Here is a 15264-nt window from a genome sequence, read left to right on the forward strand (position 1 = left end):
TGAAAGCAAACCGGCAAGCAAAATCACGGCACGAATCAGGCGGCTTGTAGCGTTATGGTAGCCACGAATTTCGGGCTTCGTATTTTTACTGAATGACCAGCAGCTTTACGCCTTACTTTCTGCGCTTTGGAGGGCTGCTGGTGCTACTGTTATGGGCTGCGGTAGGGCAGGGGCAGGTTCGCTCGGATGCACCCCCTAGTACCCGGCGCTGCACATGGGTGCGCCTCACACCTGGTCACGACACCACGGATTTCGCCCTTAAGGATACGCTAACAATTGTACCAGCCTCGGTAAGCGTGGAGGGCAGGTCAGTGGGTTACGATCGGCAACGTGACCTTTACCGCTTCATATGCCCTAGTACACGCTTTCCGAGCCCAGATCCGGGGCAGCCGGATTTGGTGCTGCCGGGTGGGGCTGACTCTATTTTAGTCTGCTACCGCGTACTGCCGTTGCAACTCTCGGCGGAGCGCTACCTGCGGCCCCGTCGCCTGATGGACAGTGTAGAATTCTGGCGGCGACCGACATTTGGCACCGAGGATTTCGCCGTGAAAGAGCAGATTCTGAGCACGCCGGGCATCAACAAAACGGGCAACCTTTCGCGGGGCGTTTCCTTTGGCAACGCACAAAACGTGTTCGTAAACTCCTCGCTGAACCTGCAGCTTGAAGGCCAGTTAACCGATCAGATCAACCTCACGGCCGCCATTTCGGACCAGAATGTGCCTTTTCAGCCCGAAGGCAACACGCAACAGCTGCAGGAATTCGACCGAATTTATATTACCCTCACGCATCCGCGCTGGAACCTCACGGCCGGCGATGTGGTGCTGCGCAACAAGCCCGACTACTTCCTACGATTCTATAAAAACATCCAGGGGGCAGCAGTAGAAACGAATTTCGGGCAGCTGCCGGTTGGTGGGTTTGGCGGGGGTAGTGGCCCCGGCGTCAGCAATCCGCAGCTGTTTCAGTACCCCAATGCGGCGGGCACCAGCACCGGCACGTTCATTACGGTTCCGCCCACGGTACCCCCACCCGCCGGCACAGGCGCGGGGCAAAATACTACCCCTGCTGGCAGCACCAACCCCAACGGTATCAGTCCGAACGGCGTGGGACCCAAAGGCGTCAGCCAAACAGTAATTACTAGCCCTGCCAGCGCGGCAAAGTCCACTGGGCCGCAGCGGTTCTCTACTACCTCAGTGGCGGCAGGTGTAGCCAAGGGAAAATTTGCCAGCATCGATATTCAACCGCTGGAAAACGTGCAGGGGCCGTACCGCCTACGCGGGCCCAACGGCGAGCAGTTCATCATTGTGCTGGCCAACTCCGAGCGGGTGTACCTGGATGGGCGGCTGATGGTGCGCGGCTTTGATTTCGATTACGTCATCGACTACAACCAGGCCGAGCTGACCTTTTCGCCTAGGCACCTGATTACCTCTAACTCGCGCATCAAAGTCGATTTTGAGTATTCTGACTTCAACTATGCCCGCTCCCTGCTTCAAGCCAGCCACTACCAGCAGGTGGGCCGCCTGCAGGTGCACGCTAACTTCTACCGCGAGTCCGATAACCCCGATAACTCACCCAACCTGACCCTCGATGACTCCGCCCGGGCTGTGCTCCGCCGCATCGGTGATAACGTGAGTCGGGCCGTTACCTCGGGAGTCGATTCGGTGGCCTATGACCGCCAGCAGGTGCAGTACCGCCGCGAAGTTCAGCTCGACCCCGTTACGCAACTGCCTGTACCCGTATTTGTGTATCCGCCCACCGATACTACCCGGGGCGTGTATAATGTGCGCTTTACCAGCGTGGGCGCGGGCCAGGGCAGCTATCAACTCAGCACCGATGACCCGGGCGCCAATGGGCGCGTGTACAAATTTGTGGGGCAGAACCGTGGCGACTATTCTCCCATCCGGATTTTGCCCACGCCCTTGCAAAAGCAGCTCATGACGGTGGGCACTAGCTACCGGCTTGATTCCACGGCCACCCTATTCGTCGACTTGGCCGCTTCTAACCTGGATCTGAACCGCTTTTCGCCTGAATCGGCTGAGGGGCGGGCTATGCGGATCGGGTATGTGGTGCAAGATCGTCCGGTGAATCTGCCGGGCCTGAAGGGCTATAAGCTACGCAGTGCCCTCGATTACGAATACACCAGCCGCCGTTTCGCACCCATTGACCGCTACCGCGACATTGAGTTTGACCGCAACTGGAGCACTTCGAACACGCTCATCACCAACAACCAGCAGCCGCGCGAAGAGAATATTCTGAACGCGGCAGTGGGCGTGGTGAAAGATGCCGACAATGCCATCGGCTACCGCCTAAGCCGACGCTACCGGGCCGGGGAGGTTAGCGGGGTGCAGCACTGGGTAGATGTGGCCCAGCAGGTAGGCGCGGTGCAGATGCGCGGCAACCTGTTTGTGCTGACTTCTGAAGCCGGACGCCGCCAGTCGCGGTGGGCGCGAGGCGAGGCGACAGCGCGCTACGTGGGCGCCCGCGTAATTCCGGGCTACGCCTACCGCTTCGATAAAAACCGGGTGGCGCTACCCTCCGGCGACTCGCTAACCTCGGCGAATTACTACGATGAACACGCCGTGTTTGTGCAAAGCCAGGACTCCGCCCGTACCCGCTTCCGTCTCGACTATAGCTACCGCCGCGACCAAACCGTAGCGCCCGACCAAACAAATCTGCGGGAACGGGGTCGCGCTCAAACCTGGCAGGGCACCCTAGCCTCTCGCATCAGCCAAACCCAAGACCTAGCCATTCTGGCCACCTACCGCGACCTAGCAGCTCTCGATTCGGCGCGGCAACGCACGGTGCTGGGCAAGCTTGACTGGAACGCCGGTTTCCTGCAGAACACGCTTCGCTCGGAGCTGAGCTATGCCATAGCTACCGGGCGGGAGCTGAAGCGCGACTACACCTTTCTGGCGGTGCCCAATGGCCAAGGCACCCACTACTTCCAGGACCTGAACAACGACGGACGGCAGGAGAAGAACGAGTTTTTTGAGGCCCAAACGTCCGATGCGCAGTATCGGACCCACATCAAGGTGTTCCTGCCTACTGATGACTATATCTCGGCTTTCACTAACCGCTTCAGCTACCGCCTAACCACCACCGCCCCGCGTGGGTGGCGCGAGTTGCCGGGCGTGCGCGGTTTCATAGGGCGATTTTCTACCCTAAGCACCGTTACGCTGGACCGCAAAACCACCGACAATACGCTTTCATCACGCCTGAACCCATTCGCTTTTCAAACCGCTGATTCACTGCTCCTGAGCCTGAACAAGCTGCTGCGCAATACCCTGTACTTCAATCGGTCAAACCCGATTTTTGGAGCCGAGTTTACCGTGCAGCAAACCCAGCAAAAAGTGCTGCTCACGCAGGGCTCCGATACGCGCAACCTGGCCAGCCAGAGCCTGCTGCTACGCCGGACGCTGGCGCAGTCGTTTACGGGCCGGTTTATCACTACCCGCAGCATCCGCGAAAACCTCTCGAACTACTTAGAGAACCGCAATTTTCGGGTGCTACAATACGAGCTGGCTCCGGAAATCAGCTATCAGCCTACCAGTGTGCTGCGCCTTACGGGCATGTACCTGCACACCTCTAAGCAAAACACCGCCGGCCCCGACGAGAATACCAGTGGCACCTTTAATGAGCTAGGGCTGGAGACTCGGGTAAGCCAGGTGGGCAAGCGCACCCTTTCGGCCACTACGCGCTATGTGCGCGTTGGCTTCGAGGGCGACCAGGGTTCCTTGGTGGGGCTGGAAATCCTGAATGCGCTGCGCCCAGGCAGCAACTTCACCTGGAACCTAAACCTAGAGCAGCGCCTCAGCAACGGCCTTAACATCACGCTAGCCTACGATGGGCGCAAACCCAACGGGCTGAGCTCCGTGCATACCGGCCGCATGCAGGTATCGGTGCTGTTTTAGCCTGTAGTAGAGAGTAGATCTGTACTACCTTCGTCGTTCCTGAAAACCGATAGAATAACGAGGTATGCATATGCTTAGCGGTAAATCGTCGGTGCCAACGTATCCGTTCGAGCCGGAATCCGCCACCGGGAGCAAGTTGTTTTCAATAGTACCTCTGGCGGGTGGGCTATCGTACGAAGCTGATGTGCTGCTACCCCATCGGAAGGCGTACTACCTGCTGGTGTTTGTGCGGCACGCCCCCGGCCGGCACTGGGTAGATGCAGTACCCTACGTGCGCAAAAGCAATGCGCTGTACTTCACTGACCCCAGCCAGGTATTGGTAAAGGAGGAGCCCGTGCCCGCTTGGGTTACGCGCCTGACGTTTACGCCCGAGTTCCTGGCTCTGCCGCACAACGCGGTTCTGCGGGAGTTGCCGCTGGTCCAGAACCCGTACAATGGGCACGAACTGGTGCTAACCGAGGCCGATCAGGAGTTCGTGGACGACTTGCTGACAAAGCTTGAGGCCGAATACCAGCGCCCCAGTGAGTGGCAGCTTCGCATGCTCAGCGCCTACTTAACCGTACTACTCACCCACCTGAGCCGGCGGTACACCGAGCAATTTGCGGGCGAAGAGCGAGCTGCCGACCGCCACGTGCTGAAAACCTATCTGGCCAGCATTGAGGAACACTTTCGGGAAGTGCACGAGGTAGGCGCCTACGCCGCGCTACTGCACTTATCGGCGGGGCACCTGAGCGAGGTAGTGAAAGCACAAAGCGGTAAGCCTGCCATCAAGCATGTGCACGAGCGACTGGTGCTGGAAGCCAAGCGCCTGCTGTTTTACACGCCGCAGTCGCTCAAGGAAATTGCCTTCGACCTGGGTTTTTCGGAGGCTTCTTACTTCAACCGCTTCTTCAAGCGGGAAACTGGCCTAACGCCGGCCGAGTTTCGCGCCACCATCCGCGAAATGTACCAGTAATACCGCGGAATGGGTCCTGTGGGCGCCACGTGGGCCCGGTAGTTTTGTGCCGTTCATCATTTGTAACTCCTTCATCATGAAGACAGCACTCATTACGGGCGCCAACAAAAGCATTGGGTACGAAGCCGCCCGGCAACTCCTCCAGCAAGGCTACTATGTATATGTAGGTAGTCGTAACCTAGCCAACGGGCAGCAGGCTGTTGCCCAGCTTAATGCCGAAGGGCTTACCCACGCGGAGCCCATCCAACTGGATGTTACGGACCGCACCTCCATTGCTGCCGCCCGCCAGGCAATAGGCCAACAAACAGCGGTATTAGATGTGCTTATCAACAACGCAGGCATATTAGGGGGGATGTCGCAACCAGCCCTGACCACAAGCATCGGTACTATCCGGGAGGTGTTCGATACCAACGTGTTCGGAGTAATTGAGGTGACGCAGGCATTCATCGACTTGCTGCAGCAGTCTTCCGCGCCTCGCATTGTGAACGTTACCTCGGGCCTGGGGTCGCTCACCTTGCACAACGACCCTTCCTGGAAATACTACGCCGTGAAAGGAGCCGCCTACCAGCCTTCTAAGGCAGCCTTGAATGCGTATACCATTATGCTGGCCTACGAGCTACGCGACACGCCCTTCAAAGTGAATGCCGTAGACCCGGGCTACACCGCTACTGACTTCAATCACCACCATGGGCCCGGTAGCATAGCCGATGCGGCTGCTCGCCTGGTAAAGGCCGCCACCCTCGGCCCAGATGGTCCTACCAGTCAGTTTTTCAGCGACGACAACGCCCCGGAAACCGGTATTAGCCCTTGGTAAGTAGGAAGCTCAGCCACAAGAGGCCGGCCGGGAGTTCCTGCTTATTGGCGGAACAACCAGCCGGCCTCTTGTGGCTACATTTCAACCGGGTCCTTCTACTTGGCTTCTACCAACCGCCGCACCGCCGGCACTACTGCCAGCTCGGTTTGCCCGGCCGGTGCTTTTGCGGTATCAAGCTGTTTGAGGGCGTTGGCTTGCCAAGTAGGGCTAGGGGCCTGGTTTTTTTCCAGCATGGCAAGCCGCTCAATCCCGAGGGCTGCAATGGTTTTCAGGTTAGTAGAGTGTGGTGCGTATTCTTTCAGGCTGGCACTTTGCTGCAAGAGCGGCTGAAGGAGGGCGTCGTTGTTTTGCCACCGGCGCAACTCTGTGTTAAGATAGCTAAGCAATGCCCGGCTCGGAGTGCCTTTAAACCGGTCGGTGGCGGGGGCAGTGCGCAAGTATTCTAGCAGTCCATCCACAGCCACGCTAAACTCACGCGCTTCTTCCGACTCAGCGGGTGCCGCATCTACTAGGCGGGTAAGTGGGGTAGCTGTGGTGTATTTGAAGCCCTGGAAATGGCGCTTATATTCCTTCACCGGCTCTAGCACGCGCGCCAGCGTACGCAGCGGTAACACCGCCGCAGGTTGGCCGGCAAGAGCGGTCAGAAGTTTCTCGGGGGCTTGGCGGTGTTGCAGACCTAGTGTTTCCAGCTGTTTGCTCACGAGGGCTAGGCGCCGATACATATCGGGTACGTCGCGCACGGTTTGGGCGCTCCAGAGGCGCTCGGCCACAGCGGCGGCCCGTGGCCAAATACGGGAATCAACCATGACAGAATCCGCAAACTCGCTCCACATGGTGGCCTCTCCGCCCAAAATTAGCTTCTGCTGCTCTGGGGTTAGGGGCGCATCCTGGGGTAATGGATCGGGGGCGTAATGGGAAGCTGCAGTCAAATTCAGGTCAATATAGTAGCCGTTGGAAAGCAGGGCTCGGTGGCCCAGTTTGGCCGCTTCGTACAGGCCCTTCTTGCCCCGCCAGCTCTGGATAACGGCATCTTTCGGCAAATCCGGACCTAGTATTTCGTCCCAGCCAATCATCGTTTTCTGGTAACGAACCAACATGTCCAGCACCCGGCGGTTAAAATAGGTTTGCAGCGCGTGCTTATCAGGTTGGCCTTTGTCAGTTACAAAGCCTTTCTCTTTCATGAAAGCCACAATGCGCGGGTTTCGCTTCCACTGCCGACCATCGTTTTCGTCGCCCCCAATGTGAAAGTACGGGTCCGGAAACAGGCGCGTCATCTCGCCCAGCAAGGAATCAATTAAGGTGTAGGTAGTTTCCTTGGTGGGGTCCATGGCAATGTTGAGCACGCCCCATTTGTGCGCTACGCCATACACCGAGTCATTGGAGGCCAGGCGCGGGTAAGCAGCCAGCCAGGCCGTAGCGTGGCCCGGCATATCGAACTCCGGAACTACGCGAATCCCTCGCCGGCTTGCGTACCGAATCACATCACGCACTTGGGCCTGGGTGTAGAACTGACCTTCGCCGCCTACCGTGTGCAGGCGCGGAAATAGTTTGGTTTCAACCCGAAAGCCTTGGTCGTCGGAGAGGTGCCAGTGCAGCACGTTGAACTTAGTGGCCCACATGCCATCCAGATTGCGCTTGATAACTGACACGGGCATGAAGTGGCGGGCCGGGTCCAGGAGCAGCCCGCGCCACGGAAACCGCGGCGAGTCCAGCACATCCACTTCGGGCAGCCACACAGCCTTTTTCTCCGCCGTTGCTAGCTGCCGCAACGTGGCCAACCCGCGCAAAATCCCGAGGTGGGTATTAGCGTTCAAGGCCACGCCCATGGGCGTTACGCGGAGCGTGTACGATTCGTCTTCGCCTAGCTTAAGCACATTACCCGGCCGGCCGTATTGGAGTACCAAGCTGGCGGTAGGCAGCGGCGAAATCCGGCGCCGTGAAGCCGTAGGGGCCGGACGGCCAGGGAGCAACGTCGGCAAAACAAGTCGTTCGACGGCCTCCGCCACGGCCGAGTCAGCTGAGAGAGAGGCAGCGCTTTGCGTGGGCGTAAACACCTGCCACGACACGTCCGGCTTCACGGTAAACCGCCCTTGGCCCCAGTTGGCTTGGGTAGGTACGGGTAGTAAGGTGCGGGTATCGAGAGTAGGAGCCGCAAACGGGCTGAACAGGTTAAACAGAAATAGTAGCAGCAAGGAATGCATCGGCGGATGGGGCTAGGGAGCGGAACTAGGAACGAAGCAAGCCCCGCGCCAGATGCAGTTTATAGCTAAAATCTGAAAGAAAAAGCCTTTTCTAGGGAGGATAAAACGCTAAACTGCCAAGCAATGCCGCGGCTAGATCAGTCCCCGGGCCTTGAACTCAAGGTACTTGTTAATGGTGCTGACTGTTAGGTTTTGAGGAGCCGTTAGCAGCGAATGAATGCCGTAGCGGTTCAGATCGCGTACAATCTGCCGCTTTTCCTGTGCGAATTTCTCGGCCACGGTTTGGTTGTACACATCCTGCACGGAGGCGGTTGGGCCTTCGAGGTAGGCTAGTAGCTCAGTATTTTCAAAGAATACGACCAGCAGCAAATGGTCTTTGGCCATGCGGCGCAGGTAGGGAAGCTGCCGCTGCATGCCATACAGCGTCTCGAAATTGGTGAACAGAATCAGCAAGCTGCGCTGGCGGATATGCTTCCGGACGGAGATGTAGAGCCGTTCGTAGTCGGTTTCGAGGTACTTGGTTTTCTGGCGGTAAAGCACCTCCAGCAGCTTGCGCAGGTGGCCGCTGCGGCGCTCGGCCGGCACCATGGCGCCGGGCTGATGCGAAAACGTGAGAAGCCCAGCCTTATCATGCTTGAGCAGCGCAATATTACTGACTACTAGGGTCGCGTTAATGGCATAGTCGAGCAGGCTCATGCCTTCGAAGGGCATCCGCATCACCCGGCCTTTATCAATCAGGCAGTACACCTGTTGGGCGCGCTCATCCTGGTAGTGGTTGACCACTAAGGAGTCAGCTGCCTCAGGCGAGGTAGCGCGGCGGGCAGTGGCTTTCCAGTTGATGGCGCGCGGGTCGTCGCCCGCCACGTAAGGGCGTATTTGCTCAAACTCCATGCTCTGGCCCACGCGTCGGATGCGCTTCACGCCCACTTCCGTCAGGCGGTTATGAATGGCCAGCAATTCGTACTGGCGCATTTGCAGAAACGACGGATACACTGGCACCACGCGCTGCTCATCAAACCGGAACCGGCGCCTAACCAGTCCGAGTGGCGAGGCAGCGTACACATTCACGGCGCCAAACTCATACTCGCCGCGCTTGGTGGGCCGCAACTGATAGCGAATTACACTGGTTTCAGCAGGTTTGATACGCGTTCGGAACAGGACGTCGCGACGCTGAAACTGATGCGGAATTTCATCAATGGTTTCGGTGCTGATAGGGAAAGGGTAGCGGTTTTCGAGGTACAGCGCAATGTCATTATCGGAGCCGTTTGCCAGCTTATCACCCAATACGCGCCGTCCAAATACGCCACCCGTGCCGCGGGCAGCCCCGTATAGCAGGGCGGTATCCAGAAGTACCAGTACCACGAGCACCGCAAGCGCCAATTGCACCGGAACCAGCCAGCCTGGCAGGAAAAAAGCCACCACCAACCCCACCACTAGGGCGGCAACAGCCAAGAAGAAGCGGGAAGTCAGAAAATAGCTCATGGGCGTAGTTGGTCGCGCACTTCCATCAAAGCAAACCCTAATAGGTTGGTCCCTTTCCAGCGTTCGGGGTGTTCTGCGTCAGGTGCATCGGCTGCTAAACCAATTCCCCAAATAGCGTCTACCGGGCTGGCCTCCACCAATACTCGGTCGTTGGTTGCAAGTAGAAAGGTCGCTAAATCAGGGTGCTGACTAAACTTGTGTAGGTTACCCTGCAGCACAATTTTGTATTTGTGCTCCTCCCATATCTCTGGTACAAACCCCCGAATTTCTCGTCCTAGCTTTTTGGCTTCGGCTGGGCTAGGCGCAGCCAGAATACGGGCAAGTAGTACATGATCCGAGAAAAGCCGCGCCTTTTCAGCCATCATCCAATGCTCAGCTGATGGATACGTCACATCAGAAACCGCAAAATTGGTTACCCACCACTGGCTAAGGCAAGACTTGGTGACTTCTCCGGATTTGCTAGGTTGGTTTCCCCAGAAAAACAGATACTTAACACGCTGGCCTTGGTCTAGTTGGTCCAGAAGCCACTCGGTGGAGTATTTCATTTAGCGCGGTACCTCTATCTGCTGCAAAATCTGCTTTACTACGTCATCGGGGGTAGCGCCTTCCATTTCGCGTTCAGGCGTGAGCTGAATCCGGTGGCGCAGCACCATAGGCATCAGGTATTGAATATCCTCGGGAGTCACAAAGTCGCGGCCGCGGAGGGCTGCCAGGGCTTTGGAACCGTTGAGCAAGGCCAGAGACGCCCGGGGCGAGGCACCGAGGTACAGGCCTTTATGAGCACGCGTCTGGCCTACCAAGCGGGCAATGTATTCCAGCAGTTTGGGCTCTACGTGTTGGCGGCGCACCTGCTCCCGTAGCAACTGCAAATCTTCTGCCGATACCACAGCGCGCACAGCTTCCAAAGGCGTGCCACCAAGGCTTGTATGATGGCCCTGCAAAATGGCTATTTCTTCCTCTACGCTGGGGTAGCCCACGCTTAGCTTGAACAGAAACCGGTCGAGCTGGGCCTCAGGCAGGCGGTAGGTGCCTTCCTGCTCAATTGGGTTTTGGGTAGCCAGCACCACAAAGGGCGTGGGCATGGGGTAGCGCGTGCCATCCTGCGTTACTTGCCGCTCTTCCATCACCTCAAACAGGGCCGACTGCGTTTTAGCTGGGGCACGGTTAATCTCGTCAATCAGGACGACGCTAGCGAAAATGGGGCCGGGCCGAAACTCAAACTCCGATTTAGTAGGCCGGAAAACGGACGTGCCCAGCACATCAGATGGCATCAGGTCGGGCGTGAACTGCAAGCGGCTGAAGGGCACATCGAGGGTGCGGGCCAGCAGTTTGGCCGTTAGGGTTTTGGCTACTCCGGGCACGCCTTCCAGCAGTACGTGGCCATCAGCAAGCAGGGCAGTCAGCAGTAGCTCGGCTAGGGCCTGCTGGCCTACTATTACTTTGCTAAGCTCCTGCCGGATGGCCTCCGCATGGCGGCTCAGGTGGCTCAGGTCAGTACGCGACCCAAAGGAGGTTTCAACCATATCAGCACCTAGTGCCGGAGCCGATGAGGACAATGCTGGATCAGGTGATGAAGTGAAATTATTTTCCATATTTGAAGCAGTGCAAAACGAAGGGGCGAGAGGTGTAATAATTACATTTGTTTAAATGAATATTTAAGAGAAATACTCATTTAAAAAGCTTCTGGGTTGTTATTAAAATAGTTATAAAATGGTTTATTGCAATTGTATAGATAAGTGCAATTCTCTATGCTGACTTTTCTCGGAAGGAATTAATGGCGCTAGTTAAGGCAAGTAAGTCAGTATCCGATACCTGAGGCGCGGTTCGTACTAGGTTCATGCGACGCACCAACTGGTCGAGTTCAGTGCGGGGAACACCGGTTTTCTGGGCGAGTCTTTCCCGGAGTGCTTCATCGTTGAAATCAAGGCTTGGCTCGTGATAGCGGGTGCGCACGTATTCTTCAAACAGCCCGATCTTCTTTTCCGCAATAAGGGCGTGGTTGGTGCCCTGCCGATATAGGCCCGCTACGGTGCGCGTAAACAGCAGCGTAGTGTTGGGCAAAGGGTTCTGAATGGGAATAATGCGCTGGCGGCGCCGGGCTTCAACCAGCACAAACAGCAACCCGCCTAGCAGGCCTACTACCAACGCCCACCGCAGCGCCTGGTGCTGTTTAAGCACGCGCAGTAACGATTGCTCGCCTAAGGGGCCTTGCTTCTGATATTCATCCCAAAATATAGTCCGGTTGGCGGGTAGCAACGATAAAGCCGCGAAAGCAAAGCCAGCCGTGGCAGGTTGCAGCAAAAGCAGGTTACTAAAGGCGGCGGGGGTAGTGCTGAGTAGCATCCCGCCGCGGCCTACAGGCACCCACACCAGCACTGGGCGCTTGCGGGCATCATGGGCCAGCACAGTAGCTTTAGAGCCCGCCCGAGCCTTAAAATAAGCCGGTACTTCGCGCTCCGGGAAACGGTAACGGAGGGCGGCGCCTTGGGGTGGGTTTACCAGCGTCAGGGAGGTAGTGCGGCTTCTGTTGGGGCCGCCTTCCAGGCGACGCATCAGCAAACTATCCAGGTCCAGTATTGCTTCGATTTCCAGGTGCAGCGTATCAAGCAGCAGCTGCGAGATACTCTCGGCGGCGATAAACGCTTGGTTGCCCTGGGCTAGGTAGCGCAGCAGCGCATCCTGGTCGAGGCGGGAGCACCGAAACGCGTCGTCAACAAACAGATACGTGGCCGCATCACGACGAAGGGCTGGGCCCGAGGCTGTAAGTGTAGTGTCGCGGTTGGCATCAGTACCGAGGGTAGGCAGCAGCTGATTGGCGATGGGCCGCCGCGTGGCTTCAATCTGTTGCCCCGGAAACAACGTTGGCAACTGGTCATACAGCACGTAGGTGCCATACGGAATCTTGTCGCGGTTGATAAAGGTGCGGCTCCAGTTAGTAGGCTGGGGGCGGAAATACTCCACGGCCACAAACGCTACGAACAGCACGCTCAGGCCTACCAAAAAAGCACGGAAACGGGTCATGACAGAAAGCAGGCTTAGGCCGCCGCGCGGGAAAGTTGACGAATGAATTGCTGTCGGGCATCGCGCAGGGCGGGGTACTCGGCCTCAGAGATGCCTAGCTCGCCATACCACACAAACTCAAACTGATGCGTCAGGGTCCGGAAAGAGGCTGTCCAGGGTGTGCCGCTCAGCTCGCGTAGGTACTCGTGGTTGGTTTTGTTGGGCTGCCACTGAATCAGGTTGCGCTCAGTGAGTTCACGCAGTGAGAGCAGGTAGCCCAACCGAACCGCCAAGCGGTAGTTGCCGGCAGCTTCCGCCTGGGCCAAAGCCGCGTCGAAATCAACCCCATGAATATTCTCGGCGGCCGCATCGTAGGGCAGCGGCACCGTACGGCTGCCTCGCCGGAACAGGCCCGTCAGGTCGAGGCGCAATAGCCGTAGCAGCACATATAGGAAAGCGCCACCAAACAAGGCGTATACCACGTAGCGCCCGCCGTTCTCGTAGCGCGGCCCCGAAAATAAGCCCAGAATCCAGCGGCCCACTTGCTTCCAGAAGCGTGTCCAGAGGCTGTTGTCAGCTTCCTGGGCTTCGGGCTCGGCGTACTGAAATTCTGGCTGGCGACTCAGCTCCCGCAGCCGTGCGGTTTGGGGTGCGCGTAGCTTTCCGGCCGGCCGAGTATCAGCGGGCAGGGGGATAAACCGGGTTTGAGGTGAGGCAGGGGCTAGCGAATCAGAGGGAGCCAGCAGAGGCGGGCGGGATGGGGCCGGCGTTTGAGCCAGGCTGCTAAGGCCGGCGAGCATACCAACCACCAGCAAAACCCGCCAGCTGCTACCCCGCCGCTGCCGATTCACCTGATTAATATTCGCCCTCATCGTCGGGGCGCAGGGCTTGGGCAGTTGCCAGTGGCACCTGCTGGCCAATGGAGTCGAGGAGCAGGCGGCTGCCTTCGCCCTCGCGGCGCTCTACCAGATTAAAATACTGAAAGCTAATGGCAATCATCACCAAGGGGTAAAATGCCAGCGAAACCAGCACCTGAATGCCTGAATATACAATCAGCAGGATACGGCTTAGCGAGGAAATTTCAGTGGCGCCTCCACCGGTCATCAGCTCCGTAAAGGGCAAGCCAATGGCTGAAAGAGCAACAACTACTAGCAGCATAATCAGCCACAACATCATCGTCATGACCATAATAAGGCCAAATGTAGACCACCATTTGCCCCAAATAAGCTGGAAGCAGCGCTTTACACTACCAATAAAGCCACGGCCTTCGCGCAGCCAAATCACAAAGTACAGGCTGAGTGCTACCATGGCATAAATCATGGCGATATAAATCACGAAAACGGTCAGGAAGATTACCCAGGAGCCCAGCAGAGCGGAGAGAGCCGCGGAAACCAGACCAATTGCCATGGAAATGGCCAGCGCACCTACCGTGAAAAGCAGCCCTAGACCCAGAAAGGATCCAATCATGCCCAAGAACCTGGACTTCACCACCTGCCACACATCCGCGGGGGTAACGGGCGTTTCTGGGTCGGTTTTGCTGGCGTTCAGCACCACGTAGCCATACACCACCAAATGAAACACCACAAACAGCAGCAAGCTGCCCAGCATCGTGAGTAGGAAGCCCGCTGAGGTAAATATCGGAGGCAACACACTCTGCACGTCGCCCATCCGGCTGCGGCGGGCCATGTCGCCGAAGGTGCCTAGCAACTGGTTTTGCATCAGGCCCAGGCCGATGCCGGTGAGCAGGGCTAGCGGAAGTACCAACGTGGCCATCACGCGGGCCAGGGGCGTAGCGTGGTAGCGGATAAAGTCAAACGTAGCCTCAATTTTCTGGCTGAAGTCCCGCTCGCGCAGAAAATCAGTGGGCTTGGTAAACGCGAGATGACGCATAAAAAGAGTAGAGTGAAATCGATAAGCAGAAAAAACAGGACAGTATGTTATGCTCCTGCCGACTGTCGGTGGAGCCACCAGGGATAGGCTACAAAGTACCCCAGAATAAAGGCGCCGGAAGTGCCAATAATGGCCAGGCTGGCTAGTAGCGGCATTTCGGTGTGGCGCGTGACGAAGCCCTCCAGAAAGCCGGCCACAATAAAAATCGGGACGAGGCCCAGCACCAGCTTCATGCCGTCGCGGGCGCCGCGGCGCAAGGAGTCGCGGCGGGAATACGTACCCGGAAACAGGATGCTCTGCGCCATTACGGCCCCTGCTCCGCCGGCCAGCACAATAGCGGAGATTTCGAGGGTGCCATGAATCCAGATGGTGAGTACCGAGGGCAGTAGCACGCCTTTCTGGTAGAAGAAATACTGGAAAGAGCCCAGCATTACCCCGTTCTTGAACAGCATAATAAGCGTGAGTAAGCCCCCTGTGATGCCGCCGGCAAACGCGTAGAGTGATACTTTTACATTGTTAAGCGTGATAGCCAGAAACATCAGAGTTTCATCGGCACCCTTGTACACGGCCATGGGGTCGCCTTTTTCTATATTAGCCAGGGTTTGGTTTACGTAATCGTCGCTGAGCACTACGCGCACAAAGGAATCGTCGCGGGAGGCGGAAAGCGCCCCAATGAACGTGGAAAGCAGGAAGAAGACCAGGGCGCCCAGCAATACGCGGTGGTGGCGCACCACCAGCAGGGGCAACTCTTGGCGCCAGAACGCGACAAAGCGGCCGGTTTCCTGCTTTTTGTTTTTGTAGAGGGCCTGGTGTAGCTTGCTCGTCAGAGTATTGAGGTAGGCGGTAGTGGCGGAGTCTGGATAAAACGTCCGGGCATACGACAAATCATCGGTCAGCTCAATGTAGCGCCGGGCTAGCTCATCGGGGCCATGGGCCGGGGCCGTTTCATATTGCTGCCACCGGGCCTGGTTTAAGCGCAGGAATACCGTTTCGCGCATATCACTACCTACCTAT

General features: G+C 57.5%; 11 protein-coding genes. 3 read left to right on the top strand and 8 right to left on the bottom strand.

Annotation, left to right across the window (positions count from 1 at the left end):
* The first annotated feature begins 92 nt into the window (after positions 1-92).
* The 3 genes from ACYVGU_RS18825 (at position 93) to ACYVGU_RS18835 (ending at position 5677) form a co-directional block, all read left to right on the top strand.
* Positions 93-3908, top strand: coding sequence for a hypothetical protein (locus ACYVGU_RS18825; protein WP_460623308.1), 3816 nt, complete (start codon positions 93-95; stop codon positions 3906-3908).
* A gap of 64 nt (positions 3909-3972) precedes the next feature.
* Entirely contained in the window at positions 3973-4863 is an 891-nt protein-coding gene (locus ACYVGU_RS18830; RefSeq protein ID WP_460623309.1) for an AraC family transcriptional regulator, read from the top strand.
* 76 nt (positions 4864-4939) lie between these two features.
* Positions 4940-5677 (top strand): SDR family oxidoreductase, encoded by a 738-nt coding sequence (locus ACYVGU_RS18835; protein ID WP_460623310.1) that lies wholly within the window; start codon positions 4940-4942, stop codon positions 5675-5677.
* Positions 5678-5772: 95 nt separating this feature from the next.
* Here the strand turns inward: ACYVGU_RS18835 and ACYVGU_RS18840 are convergent, their stop codons facing one another.
* The 8 genes from ACYVGU_RS18840 to ACYVGU_RS18875 form a co-directional block, all read right to left on the bottom strand.
* Entirely contained in the window at positions 5773-7878 is a 2106-nt protein-coding gene (locus tag ACYVGU_RS18840) for a beta-N-acetylhexosaminidase (RefSeq protein ID WP_460623311.1), read from the bottom strand.
* Between the two features lie 132 nt (positions 7879-8010).
* On the bottom strand, positions 8011-9360 hold the full coding sequence (locus ACYVGU_RS18845; RefSeq protein WP_460623312.1) for a DUF58 domain-containing protein: 1350 nt from the start codon (positions 9358-9360) through the stop codon (positions 8011-8013).
* On the bottom strand, positions 9357-9905 hold the full coding sequence (locus ACYVGU_RS18850) for an NADAR family protein (protein ID WP_460623313.1): 549 nt from the start codon (positions 9903-9905) through the stop codon (positions 9357-9359). The genes ACYVGU_RS18845 and ACYVGU_RS18850 overlap by 4 nt, the downstream gene beginning before the upstream one ends.
* A complete protein-coding gene (locus ACYVGU_RS18855) occupies positions 9906-10883 on the bottom strand; it encodes an AAA family ATPase (RefSeq protein WP_460623407.1) in 978 nt (325 codons plus the stop codon).
* Between the two features lie 223 nt (positions 10884-11106).
* A complete protein-coding gene (locus ACYVGU_RS18860) occupies positions 11107-12381 on the bottom strand; it encodes a DUF4350 domain-containing protein (protein WP_460623314.1) in 1275 nt (424 codons plus the stop codon).
* A 14-nt stretch (positions 12382-12395) separates the two neighbouring features.
* Entirely contained in the window at positions 12396-13160 is a 765-nt protein-coding gene (locus tag ACYVGU_RS18865) for a DUF4129 domain-containing protein (RefSeq protein WP_460623315.1), read from the bottom strand.
* Between the two features lie 55 nt (positions 13161-13215).
* Positions 13216-14250 (bottom strand): hypothetical protein, encoded by a 1035-nt coding sequence (locus tag ACYVGU_RS18870; RefSeq protein ID WP_460623316.1) that lies wholly within the window; start codon positions 14248-14250, stop codon positions 13216-13218.
* A 47-nt stretch (positions 14251-14297) separates the two neighbouring features.
* Complete coding sequence (locus ACYVGU_RS18875) at positions 14298-15248, bottom strand: stage II sporulation protein M (RefSeq protein WP_460623317.1); 951 nt, start codon at positions 15246-15248, stop codon at positions 14298-14300.
* Positions 15249-15264: the final 16 nt, after the last annotated feature.

The organism is Hymenobacter tenuis, assembly GCF_054780495.1.